We start from the raw sequence: 15,920 nt of genomic DNA, 5'->3' as shown, positions 1-15,920 counted from the left end.
GCTATGGGGAGCAACGAACAGCCACTCGAAAGCACGCGTCAGCGTCTGGACAAGTGGCTGTTCTTTGCCCGCATGGCCAAATCCCGTTCACTTGCCCAGAGCTACATTCAGTCAGGCAAGGTCAAGGTCAACGGTGTCTCCATTCGCCAGCCCAGCCATCTGGTAAAGGCTGGTGACAGGCTCGATATCGGTTTCGAGCGCATGGACAAGGTGCTTGTCGTCAAATCCGGGGGCGAGCGGCGCGGGCCCTATGAAGAGGCCAGACTTCTCTACGACGATCTGACGCCGCCGCGTGAGCCTTCCGACAGGCTGAGCCCCCTTGAGCAGGCGATACGTCAGCCGGGAAGCGGTCGCCCCACCAAAAAAGAGCGCAGGGCGCTCGACAGGTTCCTGTCGGACAGCGACGGAAACAAAGAATAGAATAAACCTTCAAGTCTTAGCGGTTTTTCAGAATTGTTTATCCTTGCTATCTGAAGGCAAAGGCATTACCTCACTTGCAAAATTGCCCTGTCTGAATTCCGGGCGACGGCTTGTGTTCCGAAGCCCACAGACCCGGCCTGCATATTCTGGAGTTCATCATGACATATGTCGTGACCGACAATTGCATCCGCTGCAAATATACCGATTGCGTTGAAGTCTGCCCTGTCGACTGCTTTTACGAGGGTGAAAATTTCCTCGCTATCAATCCTGACGAATGCATCGATTGTGGTGTGTGCGAACCGGAATGTCCTGCCGAAGCGATCAAGCCCGACACTGAGCCGGGTCTCGACAAGTGGCTGAAGCTGAATACGGAATACGCGGCGATCTGGCCGAATATCACCATCAAGCGCGACCCCTTGCCGGAAGCCAAGGAAATGGATGGCGTGACAGGCAAGCTCGAGCTTTATTTCTCTGCCGAGCCGGGTAAGGGCGACTGAGTTCTCAACGACCGGTGTCCTTGGTGTCATGATTTTAAAAGCCCTCGCAGCGCCAGCGTGAGGGCTTTTTGCCGACCCTCAGCGAGTTATCCGCCGCGGCCGGATTGCAGTGTGGTTGATAGCAGGGTCAAAAGCGCCACGCTGTCTTCCAGGCTTTGGCGCTGGCGGCTTTGCAATATGGCCGCTTGCAGGCGGTTCATCTCACGGGCGATCGCCGCTGGCTGCCAGGTTCGCAACGCCCGTTCGATCACTGGTTTCCTGCGAAAATGGATGTGGCGTCCAAGCGTTTGCATGACCTGCCCGGCCTGCTGCTTTTTTTCGTCCATTTCGGCGCGCATCTGATCCAGCAACTGAAATTGCTTGAGGCATCCCTGAAGCACGAGAAAGATCGGCGTCTTCGACGAGACGATCTTCTGGGTCGCGTGGAAAAAGGCGTTTCTGTCGCCCTTCAGGATGGCATCGACGGCGTCGTCAGCCGAAACCGTGCTGGCATCGCCGATGATTGCCAGCACATCATCTTCCTCGATCACCTCTGCGCCACGGCAATAGAGCGCAAGTTTGCGGATCTCGTTGCGCGAGGCAATACGGTCGCCGCCCAACTGCTCGATCAGCCTCTGCCGTGCGGCCGGAGCAATGCGCAGATTGTCGGCAGACAGTTCCTGATCGATCAACGCATTCAACGAACGGGCGTCATCCGCATAACACGGGATTGCTGCGATAGAGCGCGCGGGTTCTGCGATCTTGCGCAGGCCCGTGCCTTTTTTGATGTCGCCGGCCTCGATGATGAGGAAGCTCGCTTCGGGTGGCGTCTCAGCCAGAATCTGGAGAGCATCCAACAGCGCCTTTTCAGCCGAGGCACTTTTGATCCAGACGAGTTTTTCGCCACCGAAAAGGCCGATGGCGTTCACCTCGTCGAGAAGGCGGCCGGGATCGCCCTGCAGGTCGGATGCGCTCAGTTTCAACGATGCAAAGGCGTCATCTGGGTCAATGCCGGTCTTTTTGGCGATGAGGTTGGCCCGCTCCGACACGAGGCCGCGATCCGGGCCGTAGAGCACGAAAACGCGAAAGCGCTCCGCCGGATTTTCGGCGAAGCGCTCAAATTCATGCGATTTTATCTCTGCCACGGCCGCCGCTCTCAGCGGCCAAGGGTGGCAGCGATATCGGTACGGATGATTTCAGCCAGTTCCCGGGCCGCACGGTTTTCTGCGTCGCGGATCGCCCTGATCTTGGCGAATTCCTGCTGTGGCAGATCCACCTGCGCCGTTACGCTACGCCGCGCAGAGCGCAGGATCTGGCCATCGGAAATACGCGTCAGGACGTAATTGCCGTTCATCACAACACGGCCTGGGTAAGGGCCGTTATAATTGCTGTTGGTACGGGTCGTCAGATCGTAGTTCTCGACTTCCGTGGACGTGGCGCTCGAGCTTACAGATAACTTGACGTTGTACTGAGCCGTAGCCGGTTCACCCGCACCGCCGGACACCAGGAAGATCAGCTGATTGCGCACTTCCTGCGTTATGCGGTCGCCGGCATTCGAGATGCTGACAGCCGCCAGTCTCTCCTTGGTTCCGGAAGCCTCGCCGTAAAGCGGGCGGACCTGGCAGCCTGCCAGAAGACCGGCCATCATCACGACGGAAACTGCTGCCGCAACGCGGCTCCATCTCGAAAAAACGTCAGACAACAATGTTCACAATCCTCTGCGGAACCACGATGACTTTTTTGGGCTCGCCACCGGCAAGAATGGATTTGACGGCATCCAGCGCAAGGGCAGCCGCTCGGACCGCATCTTGATCCGCATCGCGCGCGATTGTCAATTCGCCGCGCTTCTTGCCGTTGACCTGAACGGGCATGACCACATCGTTTTCCTCGACCAGCGAGGGCACAAAAGTTGGCCACGGTGTTTGGGCGACGAGACCCTCGTTGCCCAGCGCCGACCAGCATTCTTCGGCCAGATGCGGCGTCATGGGGGCGATGATGCGAATGAGGATTTCGACGGCATCACGCGCCGCCGCCTTGACATCATCAGGCTTGCCACCAGCCGCGACATCCGCCAGCGGAGCTGCGAGCGCGTTGACCAGTTCGTAGATGCGGGCGATTGCCTTGTTGAAGGCAAGCTTGTCCAGATCCTCCTGAACGGCCTTCAGCGTCTTGTGGGCTGCCTTGGATACTGCCAGGCCCTCGCCCTCGCTCGCGGGCTTCGGCGTGACGCTCTTCAGTTCGGTCGCGACTTCGCCGATGATGCGCCAGACGCGCTGTACGAAGCGGTTTGAGCCTTCCACACCGGCTTCGGACCAGATGACGTCGCGGTCGGGCGGGGAATCCGACAGGACGAAGAAGCGAGCGGTATCCGCACCGTAGGATGCGATGATGTCATCCGGGTCGACCACGTTCTTCTTCGACTTCGACATCTTCTCGATCGAGCCGATCTTCACTTCCGCACCGGAGGACAAGAGGAATGCCCGGCGGGCACCATCAGTCTCTTCGATGCGCAGGTCGGCGGGCGCTACCCATTCACGGGTCAGGCCTTCACCGTGGCTGTAGGTCTCGTGCACAACCATGCCCTGCGTGAACAGGCCCTTGAAGGGCTCCTTGACGCCGACATGGCCGGTCTCGCGCATGGCGCGGGTGAAGAAGCGCGAATAGAGCAAGTGCAGAATAGCATGCTCGATGCCGCCGATATACTGGTCCACCGGCAGCCAGTGGTTTGCGGCCTTCGGATCCGTCGGCTCATCTTCCCAAGGCGCGGTGAAGCGCGTGTAGTACCAGCTGGAATCGACGAATGTGTCCATCGTGTCGGTTTCACGGCGTGCGTCATGGCCGCATTGCGGGCAGGCAACGTGACGCCATGTGGGGTGGCGATCCAGTGGGTTGCCGGGCACGTCGAAAGTCACGTCGTCGGGCAGCTTGACCGGCAGGTCCTTCTTCGGAACCGGAACTACGCCGCAGACTTCGCAATGGATGACGGGTATCGGGCAACCCCAGTAACGCTGGCGGGAAATGCCCCAGTCGCGCAGGCGGAAATTGACCTTGCGCTCGGCCTGTGGCGTGTCGCCCAGCGTCTGGGCAGAGAGCTTCTGCACGACCGCCTCAAAGGCGTCAGTCGTGTTCATGCCGTTCAGGAAGCCGGAGTTGATCATCACGCCATCATCGGTGAAGGCGATGTCGTCAATGGTGAAGCTGGCAGCATCGGGGCCTTCCGGCGCAACGACGGCCACCACCGGCAGATCGTATTTACGGGCGAAATCCAGATCGCGCTGGTCACCCGAAGGGCAGCCGAATATCGCGCCGGTGCCGTAGTCCATCAGCACGAAGTTGGCGACATAGACCGGCAGTTCCCACGTCGGGTCCAGCGGATGCACGACCTTGACGCCGGTATCGATACCCTTCTTTTCCGCTGTTTCCAGCGCTGCGAGAGACGTGCCATGGCGGCGGCATTCGTCGCAGAACTCGGCAATGTCAGGGTTCTTCTCCGACAGCTCTCTCGCCAGCGGATGGTCGGCGGCGATTGCCAGGAAGGATGCGCCAAACAGGGTGTCGGGACGCGTGGTATAAACGGTGATGTCGGAAAAGCCTTCCGGCACTGTGCCAGCAACGGTCTGCCAGCGCAGCGACAGGCCTTCGGAGCGGCCGATCCAGTTCTTCTGCATCAGGCGTACTTTTTCCGGCCACTGATCCAGCGTGTCCAGCTCGTCCAGCAGATCCTGGCTGAAATCGGTGATGCGGAAGAACCATTGCGTCAATTCGCGCTGTTCGACCAGCGCGCCGGAACGCCAGCCGCGGCCGTCGATGACCTGCTCATTGGCCAGAACGGTATGGTCGACCGGATCCCAGTTGACCTTCGACTGCTTGCGGTAGACCAGACCCTTTTCCATGAAATCGACGAACAGCGCCTGCTGGCGGTGGTAATATTCCACATCGCAGGTCGCAAATTCGCGGGTCCAGTCCAGCGACAGGCCCATGGATTTCAGCTGGCCACGCATGGTGGCGATGTTCTGATAGGTCCAGTCCTTCGGGTGAACCTTGTTCTGCATAGCCGCGTTTTCGGCAGGCATGCCGAAGGCGTCCCAGCCCATGGGGTGCAGAACGTTGAAGCCGCGCGCGCGCTTGTAGCGCGCAACGACATCGCCCATCGCGTAGTTGCGGACGTGGCCCATGTGAATGCGTCCCGACGGGTAGGGAAACATCTCTAGAACGTAATACTTCTCACGCGGATCGCTGTTGTCGGTCACGAAAACCTTGTCTTCGTTCCATTTCTGCTGCCAGCGCGGCTCGGCGTCGCGAGGATTGTAACGTTCGATGGCCATTGTTTAGAATTCCGGGTATCGAGGGGAAAAATTTGCGCTGACCTTCACCATGAAACGACCGGGGCGTCAAGTTTGGCGGGGCCTCCGGGCGTTCAATCTTGGCCAGCGTGCCTCAAATGGTGCTAAACCCGCTTGGCATCAAGGCAATCGGCGTCTAGTTAGCGTTCAGAATGTTTCAAATAGAGGTCCTGTGATGGAAATCGAAGCACGTCTTGAGGATGTCAGGCAACGCATAGCGGAGACAGCGGAAAAGTCCGGCCGCAAGGCGACGGATGTTTCTCTCGTCGCCGTCTCGAAGACGTTCGATGCGCAAGAGATCCAGCCGGTGATCGATAGCGGCCAGCGCGTGTTCGGCGAGAACCGCGTACAGGAAGCGCAGGGCAAGTGGCCTGCGCTTAAAGAAAAGACATCGGGTATAGAGCTGCACCTGATCGGGCCGCTGCAATCCAACAAGGCGGCGGATGCCGTTGCGCTGTTCGACGTCGTACAGAGCGTTGATCGGGAAAAGATCGCCCGTGCGCTTTCCGAGGAATGCGGCAGACAGGGCCGCAGCCTTCGTTTTTATGTGCAGGTCAATACAGGGCTGGAGCCACAGAAGGCGGGCATCGATCCACGCGAGACCGTCGCCTTCGTGGCTTTTTGCCGGGACGAGCTGAAATTGTCGGTCGAGGGCCTGATGTGCATTCCGCCTGCGGATGAAAATCCCGGCCCGCATTTTGCGCTTCTGGCGAAGCTTGCCAGCCAATGCGGCCTCGAGAAGCTTTCCATGGGCATGTCGGGGGACTTCGAGACGGCGATAGAATTCGGCGCCACCAGCGTGCGTGTCGGCTCGGCAATCTTCGGTGCCCGCTAGAGCATTTCCGGTAAAAGCGCATAGCCGGTTTACTGGAAAGGCCCTGAAGCTCTGAAAACAAAAAACCCGGCACGATGGCCGGGTTTCATAAACGGAAAGACTTTCGATCAGTAGTGATCGTCCTCGTCTTCGTCCTTCGGAGCCGATTTCAGCGAGCTGAGCTTCTTGAAGACGGCGTCCGCGTCGATCTGCTTTTCTTCTTCGTCGCGCTGGAAGTTGTAATCCAGACCTTCCGTCGCCGTTGCCGGCTGCAGCGTGTTGCCAAGCTCTTCCGCTGTAGGCAGCGGTCGGCCGCGCGATGCGCGTTCAACTTCGAGATCGAGATCGATCTGGCTGCAAAGGCCAAGCGTTACCGGGTCCATCGGGGTGAGGTTTGCCGAGTTCCAGTGGGTGCGGTCGCGGATCTGCTCGATGGTGGATTTGGTGGTGCCAACGAGGCGCGAAATCTGCGCATCCTTCAGCTCAGGATGATTGCGGACCAGCCAGAGAATGGCGTTCGGACGATCCTGACGCTTGGAAACCGGCGTGTAGCGCGGGCCACGGCGCTTGGATTCCGGCACACGAACCTTTGGCTCGGAAAGCTTGAGCTTGTGGTTGGGGTTGCCTTCAGCGCGGGCGATCTCGTCGCGGGAAAGCTGTCCGGTCGCGATCGGGTCGAGGCCCTTGATGCCCTGCGCGGCTTCACCGTCGGCGATTGCCTTGACTTCGAGCGGATGCAGTTTGCAGAACGTGGCGATCTGATCGAACGACAGCGCGGTGTTGTCTACCAGCCATACAGCCGTAGCTTTTGGCATGAGCAATTGTTGAGCCATAGATACAGTCCTTCTGTCCGTCCGCGCCGGGGTCGCGGGCGTGGTATCAACCACTGATTTCCGGGATATTGGCGCTCTATAACCGGATTGCATCATAATTGCAATTCTTTGCGAAACAAATGCCTTTGTCTAATTGCCGTGTGCATTTGAACTGCTATGAATTCAACACATGCCTGAGGTGGGAGTCTCAAGGTCGCGCATATCAAGCCATATCTGGTTCCAGGAGGAGTTCATGTCTGCCAAAATCTACCCGGTGCTCAAATCGGCGAAAGCCCGCACGCTCATCGACAATGAGCGTTACCAGAAATGGTATCAGGAGAGCGTCGAGGATCCCGAGAAGTTCTGGGACAAGCACGGCCGGCGGATCGACTGGTTCAAGCCCTATACCAAGGTCAAGAACACGTCCTTCAAGGGAAGAGTGCCGATCAAGTGGTTCGAGGACGGCCTGACGAACGTCTCCTACAACTGTATCGACCGGCACCTGAAGACGCATGGCGAACGCACGGCGATCATCTGGGAAGGTGACAATCCCTATATCGACAAGAAGATCACCTACAATCAACTCTATGACTATGTCTGCCGCCTGGCGAACGTGCTGAAGAAGCATGGTGTCAAGAAGGGCGATCGGGTCACCATCTATATGCCGATGATACCCGAGGCGGCCTATGCAATGCTTGCCTGCGCCCGCATCGGCGCCATTCATTCGGTCGTGTTCGGCGGCTTCTCGCCGGAAGCTCTGGCTGGCCGCATCGTCGATTGCCAGTCCACCTTCGTCATCACCTGCGATGAAGGCGTGCGTGGCGGCAAGCCGATCCCGCTCAAGGAAAACACCGACAAGGCGATCGATATTGCCGCCAAGCAATATGTCATCGTCAACAAGGTTCTGGTCGTGCGCCGCACCGGCGGCAAGACCGGCTGGGCGCCTGGCCGCGACATCTGGTACCATCAGGAAATCGCCACGGTGAAACCGGATTGCCCGCCGGTGAAGATGCGGGCGGAAGATCCGCTGTTCATCCTCTACACGTCAGGCTCCACCGGCAAGCCGAAGGGCGTGTTGCACACCACGGGCGGCTATCTCGTCTACACGTCGATGACGCATGAATATGTCTTCGACTACAAGGACGGGGAGGTCTTCTGGTGTACCGCCGATGTCGGCTGGGTCACCGGCCATTCCTACATCGTCTATGGGCCGCTGGCGAACTGTGCGACGACGCTGATGTTCGAAGGCGTTCCCAACTTCCCGGATCAGGGACGGTTCTGGGAAGTCATCGACAAGCACAAGGTCAACATCTTCTACACCGCACCGACGGCGCTCCGATCCCTGATGGGGGCGGGCGACCAGTTCGTCACGCGTTCGTCGCGCGAAAGCCTGCGGCTTCTCGGCACGGTGGGCGAGCCGATCAATCCTGAAGCGTGGGAGTGGTATTACCATGTGGTCGGCGAGGACAAGAGCCCCATCGTTGATACCTGGTGGCAGACGGAAACGGGCGGCATTCTCATCTCGCCGCTGCCGGGTGCGACGGACCTGAAGCCGGGTTCGGCGACAAGGCCGTTCTTCGGCGTGCAGCCGCAGCTGGTCGATGCCGAAGGCAACGTGCTGGAGGGGCCGGCCGACGGCAATCTCTGCATCATCGACAGCTGGCCGGGCCAGTCGCGATCTGTTTACGGGGATCACCAGCGCTTCGTCGACACCTACTTCTCGACCTATAAGGGCAAGTACTTCACCGGTGACGGCTGCCGGCGCGATGAGGACGGTTATTACTGGATCACTGGCCGCGTCGATGACGTGCTTAACGTCTCCGGCCACCGCCTCGGCACCGCCGAAGTCGAGTCGGCACTTGTTTCGCATCATCAGGTGTCGGAAGCGGCGGTCGTGGGTTACCCGCATGCCATCAAGGGGCAGGGCATTTATTGTTATGTCACGTTGATGGCGGGCCAGAGCGGCGACTATGCGCTGCGCGAGGAGTTGGTAAAGCACGTCCGAAACGAGATCGGGCCGGTTGCGACGCCAGACAAGATCCAGTTCGCGCCGGGCCTGCCGAAGACCCGTTCGGGTAAGATCATGCGGCGTATTCTGCGCAAGATCGCCGAGGATGATTTCGGCGCGCTTGGGGATACCTCGACGCTTGCCGATCCCGCGGTAGTCGAAGATCTCATCGCCAACCGGCAAAACCGCACGGCGTCCTGATTTTCTGGAAGAGGCTGCTTGGGCAGCCTTTTTCTTTTCTGTATTCGCATAAACAAAAACACCCGGAGGCTGACCTCCGGGTGTTTTAATTTTATCCAGACAGGATTACTGGCCGCGGATCTTCTTCAGGTCCGCCAGAACGGCGTCAACGACGTCGGCACCGATTTCAGCCTTGTGCTTTTCGTAGACGACCATCGACTTTTCGCGGATACGTGCCTGCTCTTCCGCAGACAGCGAGTTCACTTCAAGTCCTGCAGCCTTGATCTTTTCCAGCGACTTCTGGTTCAGTTCGCGGATGACCTTGCGCTCTTCGTCGCGGCCGACGACTGCGCATTCGCGCAGGGCCGTCTGTTCTTCGGGCGTGTAGCTGTCGAAGATCGGCTTGGAGAAGAGGAAGAGGAACGGCGTGTAGGCGTGGTTCGTCTCGGTGATGTACTTCTGCACCTCGTAGAACTTGGAGGTGTCGATCGTCACATAGGGGTTTTCCTGTGCGTCGATCGCGTTGGTTTCAAGTGCCGAGAATACTTCACCGAAAGCCATCGGCGTTGCATTGGCGCCGAGGTTCTGGAAGGTGTCGAGGAAGATGTTGTTCTGCATCACGCGAACCTTCAGGCCGGAAAAATCTTCCCACTTGTTCACGGCGTGCTTGGAGTTCGAGAGGTTGCGGAAACCGTTTTCCCAGTAGGCCAGGTTTACGAGGCCCTGTTCTTCGAGCTTCTTGTTCATCATGTCGCCGAAGGCGCCGTCCATCACGGCATCGGCTTCCTTGGCGTTGGAAAACAGGAACGGCAGGTCGAAGACGCCGAGCGACGGGATCAGGCCGACGAGCGGTGACGAGGACGTAACAACCGCTTCCTGAACGCCGGAGCGCAGGGCCTGCGTCGCCTGAAGGTCACCGCCGAGAGCGCCGCCCCAGAATGCCGTCAGCTTCAGCTTGCCGCCCGACTTGTCGTCGAGGCAGGCCTGCATTGCCTTGATGCCGTTGCCGACCGGGTGGTCCTGGTTGATGCCGTTCGAAACGCGGATGTTGCGGCTGTTGAATTCAGCCATTGCCGGGGCTGCGGCGCCCACCGCGAAAGCGATGGCCGTGGTGATCAGAAGAAGCTTTCTCATAATATCCTCCCTTGGATTTTGGTTGAGAAGTGGCGATTAACGAAGGTATTGCAGCGGAACCATCACGATGTCCGGGAAAACCACGAGCAACGCCAGAACGATGGTTTCTGCGACGAGGAAAGGCCAGACGCCGATCGTGACCTTGCCGAGCGGGATGCGTCCGACGCCTGAGACGACGTTCAGCACGACGCCGACCGGCGGGGTAATCAGGCCGATGGCGTTGTTGATGATGAAGAGGACGCCGAAATAGACCGGGTCGATGCCTGCCTGCTTGACGATGGGCATCAGAACGGGCGTCAGGATCAGGATGGTCGGCGTCAGGTCGAGCGCGGTTCCGACGATGAAGACCAGCACCATCATGGCAACCATCAGAAGCATCGGACGATCGATCAGCGGTTCGATATAACCAGCGACCTCGTTTGGAATGTTCGCAGCCGTGATGAGCCATGCGGAGACGAGGGCTGCGCAGACAAGGAACATGATGATCGATGTGCTCTTGGCGGCGCGCAGAAGAACGTGGAACAGATCCGCCGGCTTCAGTTCGCGGTAGATCACCATGCCGACAAATAGGGCGTAGACGGCAGCGACAACGGCGGCTTCCGTCGGCGTCATGATGCCTGCCTTGATGCCGCCCAGAATGATGACCGGCATGCCAAGCGCCCAGCCGGCGCGGACCGTGGCAACCAGACGTTCCTTGCCCGAGGTTTTGGGCAGGGGCTTGATGTTATCCTTTCGGACCACGATCAGCCAGGCGATGATCAGCGAAATGCCCATCAGAATGCCGGGTACGATGCCGGCAAGGAAAAGCTGGGTGATCGAAACGTTGGCGGCGACGCCGAAGACGATGAAGGCCATGGAGGGCGGAATGACCGGGGCAATGATGCCGCCTGCAGCGATGAGGCCGCCGGAGCGCGGAATGTTGTAACCGGCTTTCGCCATCATCGGGATGAGGATTGCGGCAAGGGCTGCGGTGTCGGCAGCTGCCGAACCGGAGATGCTGGCCATGATGATGGCCGCGACAATCGCCACGATGCCGAGACCGCCCCTGATATGGCCCACAAGCGCAATCGCAAAGTCGATGATGCGGCGGGAAAGACCACCGGAGTTCATCAGTTCGCCGGCCAGGATGAAGAAGGGGATGGCGAGCAGTGTGAAGGTATCCGCGCCCGAAATCATGTTCTGGGCGATGATCGCGGTGTTGAACATGCCCATGTACCACATGAGCACGACGCCACAGAACATCAGCGAGAAAGCGACGGGAACGCCAATCGCCATGGCTCCGAGAAGAGAGCCGACAAAAACGAAAAGTGTCATGGTATCAGCGCTCCGAAAGCTGTTCGATCGTGAGGTTCTCGCCGGCGAACTGGGCGATTTCATCCTCTGTCACGCGGCCCGTCACATAACGGTAGAGGCGTTCCAGAGCGATGATGAACATCAGGCCGCCGGTGAACATGCCGACGCCGTAGACCCAGATCATCGACAGCTTGGTGACAGGCGCATGCATGCTGGCGTTGATGGCGGACTGCTTCCATGTTCCCCAGAAGAAGATGGCGGAACAGCCCAGAATGATGATGTTCGACACGATCATGCAGACGACACGGGCGCGGCGCGACAGGAACATCACGAGAGTTTCGATGCCCATATGGCTGTTTTCACGGAAGGTCAGTACGGCGCCGATGAAGGTCAGCCATACGAAGAAGTATCGCGACAATTCTTCCGAGATATTGATGCCGGAATTCATCGTGTAACGCATGACGACGTTGACGAAGACCATGATCGACATGCCGGCGAGCAGCAGGACGAGAATGATTTCGAGAATCCGGTAAAAGAGATTGATGGTCTTTTGCATTTTCCCCTCCCGAAGAAATATCTGGAGCATTTTCGGCGAAGGATCGCGCTCAATGCTCCACCTATGGGTTTTCGCAATTCTGGGCGCAAAACCGCGATGCAGTTTTGCTGGATTGCCTAGAGCAGCCCGCGTTTCGCCAGGTTGCGCATCAGGGCCGCGGTGCCGAATGTCCATTCCGGGCATTCGTCTGTCGTCGTGACCCAGTTGATCAGCTTGCCGAGCTTGGGCGTGGAGATTTCGACACGGTCGCCCTTGGAGTGGGTGAAGCCGAGACCCGGGCCATGGCGGTCCTTTACCGGCGCGAACATCGTACCAAGGAAAAAGACGGCGCCGTCAGGATACTGATGGTTGCGGTTCAAGAGCTGGGAAGCGAGGTTTTCCGGCGTGCGGCTGATCGCCTGCATTGCGCTTGCACCCGTCATGGTGAAGCCGTCCTCGCCTTCGACCAGAAGCGATATCTGCGCCTTCTTCACGTCTTCAATGGTGAAGCGTCCATCAAACAGGCGGATGAAGGGACCGATTGCGGAGGATGCGTTGTTGTCTTTTGCCTTGCTGAGCAGGAGGGCGGAGCGGCCCTCGAAGTCACGCAGGTTGACGTCGTTGCCGAGCGTTGCGCCAACGATACGGCCGTTGGAGGCAATGGCCAGCACCACTTCCGGCTCCGGGTTGTTCCACTGCGATTTCGGGTGAACGCCGATCAGCGCGCCGCAGCCGACGGAGGCCATGGCCTGCGCCTTGGAGAATATCTCCGCATCCGGGCCGATGCCAACTTCCAGATATTGCGACCACAGGCCCATTTCCTGCAGCAGTTTCTTCACTTCGGCTGCTTTTTCCGAACCGGCCTCAAGTCCCTTGAGATTATCGCCGAGAACCGGCGCCAGCCGTCCGCGTATTTCCTGCGCGCGAAGTGGATCGCCCTTGGCCTGCTCCTCGATCACGCGTTCCAGCATGCTGTCGGCGAAGGTCACGCCCGCAGCCTTGACGGCCTGAATATCGTTGGGGGCGAGAAGTTCACCAGCGGAGCCATCCAGAAAGGCATCGAGCGCGCCAAGCGCCACGAATGTGCCGGTGTCTGCAAGCAGCTCCACCAGATCCGTCTTTTCCAGAAGTTCCGACATGGTCGGCGAAAGAGAGGTGAGGTCGTAAAGCACGCCGCCCTTGAGCAGAACGGGGCAGGGGCCGCCTTCGCTTTTCGACCATACACGGCCGACGAGCAGGGCGTTTTCAAAGTCTTCAGGCAAAATAGCGGTAGCGTCGATGGACCTTGAGCCGGTCATATATATCCTCCCCTTCAGCCCTCCGACAGCCGCCTCCTGCGGTCATATTGTCTGGATGTCTGACAACCTAATCTCATTCTTCTTAGTATGACTTTTACAGCGAGTCTAGCGGCACCACAGACAAAATTATCGTCTTTCGCCTCTGGATTGCCGGAAAGCAGCGAAACCTGTCCTATAGCTTTGCTGTTCAAGCTTCTGTTTGCGGCTCAGAAGATATCCAGTTCCAGATTGACCCGGCTTGCTGCCCCGAGCAGATGTTTGCGCATCGCATCCTTGGCCGCAGTCGCATCGGCGCGTTCGACGGCTTCGAAGATTGCCACATGTTCGGCGATCGTCACCTCGAGGATTTCCCCGAAAATAGCACGGGAGAAGGCGATGTTGATAGCCGAGCTGATGCGTTCTGCGATGAAGCCGAGGAACATCAGGAAATATTCGTTCTGCGTCGCTTCCGCCAGAATACGGTGAAAGTCGAGATCGGCCGCAACGCCCTCCGTCGACCAGTCGTCGGTCGTTCGCATCTTTTCCAGTGCCGCCGCCAGCCGCGCCAGCTGCTGCGGGTTGCGGTGGAGTGCTGCCAGACCCGCCGCCTCGATTTCCATCGGCATGCGAAGCTGGAAGAGATCGCGGAAATTTTCCGGATCGTTCAGACGGGACCGCTCGATGCGAATGGACAGTCTCTGCCGGGGATCGGTAACGAAAGCGCCCACGCCTTGCCGTGTTTCGACAAAACCTTCGTTGCGCAATTGCGCGATCGCTTCACGAATGACCGAGCGGCTGACGCCGAAGGTTTTCGCCAGAACATGTTCCGTCGGCAGCCTGTCGCCCGGCCCGAGTTTCGAATCATTGATCTCGCGGGCGATCTCCGCGGCGATCCGGCCGGGCAGATGATCGTTGCGATGTATCTGATTGAACTCCAGCGTCATGATTGCTCCCGTTCCACAGAAACGATTGGTCCGTTTTTTCCCGCGGCAGGCGACTTCCTCCTTCGCCATCAGCGGGGTTTTCAGAGGCGGCGTATTCCGCCGCCTTTGCTGTTTCTCGACTAGCTATCCGGTTGCAGGGTTATCTGGCAACCGGGATTCATCCGCAAATCGGGGTCAAAGGCATTTTTCAAACCCGTGATCATCCGGCGCTGCACATCAGATAGCCGGCTTTCGAAATCGGAGCGTTTCAGGCGGCCGATGCCATGCTCGGCGCTGATGCTGCCGACGTAACGGTCGAGGACGTCGTTGACGAGGGTTTTCGATTTGTAGATGAAGGCTTCGCGCTCCTGCGGCGTTGCTCCGTTTGGCGGCAGCACGTTGAGATGGACGTTACCGTCTCCGACATGGCCATAGGAAACCGCCAGGCATTCCGGCAGTTTTTCCGCCAGTTCAGCCTCTGCTTCGGCCACGAACGCCGCAAGTTTGGACAGCGGCACGGAGATATCGGTGCGCATATGGCTGCCGCGCAGCGCCTGACCCTCGTTCATGCCCTCGCGGAAGAGCCACAGCGATTGCGCCTGTGCTCGCGAGGAGGCGATGACGCCGTCCAGCACCAGACCGTCTTCCATGACGCCCTCGAGGAACCGTCCCATCAGGTCGGCAGTGTCTACTAGCCCCGAGCCGGAAATTTCCATCAGCACATAGGCCGGATAATCTCCGGCGATCGGCATTTTAAGGTCGGGGATTGCTTCGATAGCGAGCGTGAAGGCGACGGGCGGCATGAATTCGAAGGCGGACATCAGGTCGCAGCATTCGCGGCGGGCGCGGCGATAAAGCTTGATGGCGTCATCCAGCGAATTGAGGCCGAGCAGTGCCGTCTCGACATGTTCTGGATTGGGGTAGAGCTTTACGGACACGGCCGTGATGATGCCGAGTGTTCCTTCCGCGCCGATGAAAAGCTGCTTCAGGTCAATGCCGCGATTGTCCTTACGCAGCGTCGACAGGCCATTCCAGATGGTGCCATCAGGCAATACCACTTCGAGACCCAGCACCAGTTCGCGGGTCATGCCGTAGCGCAGAACGTTGATGCCGCCAGCATTGGTGGAGACGTTGCCGCCGATGCGGCAGCTGCCCTGCGCGCCGAGCGACAGCGGAAAGAACATTCCCTTGTCCTGAACTGCATCCTTGAATTCCGACAGAATGCAGCCGGCTTCGACGACAGCCGAAAAATCGTCGCTGTCTATGGTGCGGATGGCATTCATGCGCTCAAGGCTCAGCACGACCTGACGCTTTGGCTCATCGGGAATGCCGCCGAGCACCAGTCCGGTATTACCGCCCTGAGGGATGATGGCGAGATCGAGTTCGGCGCAGGCGCGAACCGTATCGGAGACTTCCTTGGTTGAGCGGGGGCGGATGACGGCTACCGCCGAACTGGTGACGTCGCCGTGCCAGTCGCGGCAATAGCGCAGCATGTCTTCCTGCGATGTCAGCAGCAATGCCTCGCCCAGCCTGTTCTTTAGCGAGAACCGCAATTCCTCGATATCGTGTTCGCTCACGATCGTCATTCCACCCTCTCCGTCCAATCCGCCCTAAAATATCCAGGCAAAGGTCTTTCGCCCTTGCTTTTGCCGGTTTGTGAAAAAATACTATTTTCAATCAAACCATATAAGGTTATCAGACAACC

14 protein-coding genes are annotated in these 15,920 nt (G+C 58.8%); 4 read left to right on the top strand and 10 right to left on the bottom strand.

What is annotated here, in order from left to right; translation table 11 throughout:
* Positions 1 to 3: 3 nt before the first annotated feature.
* Complete coding sequence (locus CRP02_RS25130; protein ID WP_013636959.1) at positions 4 to 420, top strand: RNA-binding S4 domain-containing protein; 417 nt, start codon at positions 4 to 6, stop codon at positions 418 to 420.
* A gap of 158 nt (positions 421 to 578) precedes the next feature.
* Positions 579 to 917 (top strand): ferredoxin FdxA, encoded by a 339-nt coding sequence (gene fdxA, locus CRP02_RS25125; RefSeq protein ID WP_003516508.1) that lies wholly within the window; start codon positions 579 to 581, stop codon positions 915 to 917.
* Positions 918 to 1,003: 86 nt separating this feature from the next.
* Here fdxA and holA read toward each other — a convergent pair whose 3' ends face one another.
* From holA to leuS, 3 genes are read right to left on the bottom strand one after another with little or no spacing between them, the layout of a single operon-like run.
* The gene (gene holA, locus CRP02_RS25120) at positions 1,004 to 2,041 is read right to left on the bottom strand and encodes a DNA polymerase III subunit delta (protein WP_097100990.1); all 1,038 of its coding nucleotides are present in this window, start codon (positions 2,039 to 2,041) and stop codon (positions 1,004 to 1,006) included.
* An 11-nt stretch (positions 2,042 to 2,052) separates the two neighbouring features.
* Entirely contained in the window at positions 2,053 to 2,544 is a 492-nt protein-coding gene (lptE, locus tag CRP02_RS25115) for an LPS assembly lipoprotein LptE (RefSeq protein WP_003516512.1), read from the bottom strand.
* A gap of 46 nt (positions 2,545 to 2,590) precedes the next feature.
* A complete protein-coding gene (leuS, locus tag CRP02_RS25110) occupies positions 2,591 to 5,221 on the bottom strand; it encodes a leucine--tRNA ligase (protein ID WP_097172598.1) in 2,631 nt (876 codons plus the stop codon).
* A gap of 193 nt (positions 5,222 to 5,414) precedes the next feature.
* On the opposite strand from leuS, the gene CRP02_RS25105 reads away from it, so the two are divergent.
* Entirely contained in the window at positions 5,415 to 6,074 is a 660-nt protein-coding gene (locus CRP02_RS25105) for a YggS family pyridoxal phosphate-dependent enzyme (RefSeq protein ID WP_097172597.1), read from the top strand.
* Positions 6,075 to 6,181: 107 nt separating this feature from the next.
* On the opposite strand, the gene CRP02_RS25100 is transcribed toward CRP02_RS25105, so the two are convergent.
* Positions 6,182 to 6,886: a DUF1013 domain-containing protein gene (locus CRP02_RS25100; RefSeq protein ID WP_003516519.1), complete on the bottom strand. Its 705-nt coding sequence runs from the start codon at positions 6,884 to 6,886 to the stop codon at positions 6,182 to 6,184.
* Between the two features lie 232 nt (positions 6,887 to 7,118).
* Here CRP02_RS25100 and acs point away from each other — a divergent pair, with 232 nt between their 5' ends.
* The gene (acs, locus tag CRP02_RS25095; protein WP_003516521.1) at positions 7,119 to 9,074 is read left to right on the top strand and encodes an acetate--CoA ligase; all 1,956 of its coding nucleotides are present in this window, start codon (positions 7,119 to 7,121) and stop codon (positions 9,072 to 9,074) included.
* Between the two features lie 105 nt (positions 9,075 to 9,179).
* Here the strand turns inward: acs and CRP02_RS25090 are convergent, their stop codons facing one another.
* The 6 genes from CRP02_RS25090 to CRP02_RS25065 form a co-directional block, all read right to left on the bottom strand.
* Positions 9,180 to 10,187 (bottom strand): TRAP transporter substrate-binding protein, encoded by a 1,008-nt coding sequence (locus CRP02_RS25090; RefSeq protein WP_097172596.1) that lies wholly within the window; start codon positions 10,185 to 10,187, stop codon positions 9,180 to 9,182.
* Between the two features lie 36 nt (positions 10,188 to 10,223).
* A complete protein-coding gene (locus tag CRP02_RS25085; RefSeq protein ID WP_097100988.1) occupies positions 10,224 to 11,501 on the bottom strand; it encodes a TRAP transporter large permease in 1,278 nt (425 codons plus the stop codon).
* A gap of 4 nt (positions 11,502 to 11,505) precedes the next feature.
* Entirely contained in the window at positions 11,506 to 12,036 is a 531-nt protein-coding gene (locus CRP02_RS25080) for a TRAP transporter small permease (RefSeq protein WP_097172595.1), read from the bottom strand.
* Between the two features lie 116 nt (positions 12,037 to 12,152).
* Complete coding sequence (locus CRP02_RS25075) at positions 12,153 to 13,313, bottom strand: fumarylacetoacetate hydrolase family protein (protein ID WP_097172594.1); 1,161 nt, start codon at positions 13,311 to 13,313, stop codon at positions 12,153 to 12,155.
* 206 nt (positions 13,314 to 13,519) lie between these two features.
* Positions 13,520 to 14,236 carry a FadR/GntR family transcriptional regulator gene (locus tag CRP02_RS25070; protein WP_097100985.1) on the bottom strand — a complete coding sequence of 239 codons (717 nt, stop codon included), beginning with the start codon at positions 14,234 to 14,236 and terminating at the stop codon, positions 13,520 to 13,522.
* A 119-nt stretch (positions 14,237 to 14,355) separates the two neighbouring features.
* Positions 14,356 to 15,801 carry an FAD-binding oxidoreductase gene (locus CRP02_RS25065; RefSeq protein WP_097172593.1) on the bottom strand — a complete coding sequence of 482 codons (1,446 nt, stop codon included), beginning with the start codon at positions 15,799 to 15,801 and terminating at the stop codon, positions 14,356 to 14,358.
* Positions 15,802 to 15,920 lie beyond the last annotated feature (119 nt).

The organism is Rhizobium sp. AN5 (genome assembly GCF_900215255.1).
GTDB classification, from domain to species: domain Bacteria; phylum Pseudomonadota; class Alphaproteobacteria; order Rhizobiales; family Rhizobiaceae; genus Agrobacterium; species Agrobacterium tumefaciens.
The sequence above is the reverse complement of the archived record's forward strand: the minus strand, read 5'-3'. Positions and strand labels throughout refer to the sequence as shown.

What these genes read in the sequence shown, in the direction of transcription:
- leuS (WP_097172598.1), bottom strand. Translation starts at nt 5,221, where the DNA reads ATGGCCATCGAACGTTACAATCCTCGCGACGCCGAGCCGCGCTGGCAG.
- CRP02_RS25090 (WP_097172596.1), bottom strand. Translation starts at nt 10,187, where the DNA reads ATGAGAAAGCTTCTTCTGATCACCACGGCCATCGCTTTCGCGGTGGGC.
- CRP02_RS25085 (WP_097100988.1), bottom strand. Translation starts at nt 11,501, where the DNA reads ATGACACTTTTCGTTTTTGTCGGCTCTCTTCTCGGAGCCATGGCGATT.
- CRP02_RS25070 (WP_097100985.1), bottom strand. Translation starts at nt 14,236, where the DNA reads ATGACGCTGGAGTTCAATCAGATACATCGCAACGATCATCTGCCCGGC.
- fdxA (WP_003516508.1), top strand. Translation starts at nt 579, where the DNA reads ATGACATATGTCGTGACCGACAATTGCATCCGCTGCAAATATACCGAT.
- CRP02_RS25065 (WP_097172593.1), bottom strand. Translation starts at nt 15,801, where the DNA reads ATGACGATCGTGAGCGAACACGATATCGAGGAATTGCGGTTCTCGCTA.
- CRP02_RS25100 (WP_003516519.1), bottom strand. Translation starts at nt 6,886, where the DNA reads ATGGCTCAACAATTGCTCATGCCAAAAGCTACGGCTGTATGGCTGGTA.
- CRP02_RS25105 (WP_097172597.1), top strand. Translation starts at nt 5,415, where the DNA reads ATGGAAATCGAAGCACGTCTTGAGGATGTCAGGCAACGCATAGCGGAG.
- acs (WP_003516521.1), top strand. Translation starts at nt 7,119, where the DNA reads ATGTCTGCCAAAATCTACCCGGTGCTCAAATCGGCGAAAGCCCGCACG.
- CRP02_RS25075 (WP_097172594.1), bottom strand. Translation starts at nt 13,313, where the DNA reads ATGACCGGCTCAAGGTCCATCGACGCTACCGCTATTTTGCCTGAAGAC.
- lptE (WP_003516512.1), bottom strand. Translation starts at nt 2,544, where the DNA reads ATGATGGCCGGTCTTCTGGCAGGCTGCCAGGTCCGCCCGCTTTACGGC.
- CRP02_RS25130 (WP_013636959.1), top strand. Translation starts at nt 4, where the DNA reads ATGGGGAGCAACGAACAGCCACTCGAAAGCACGCGTCAGCGTCTGGAC.
- CRP02_RS25080 (WP_097172595.1), bottom strand. Translation starts at nt 12,036, where the DNA reads ATGCAAAAGACCATCAATCTCTTTTACCGGATTCTCGAAATCATTCTC.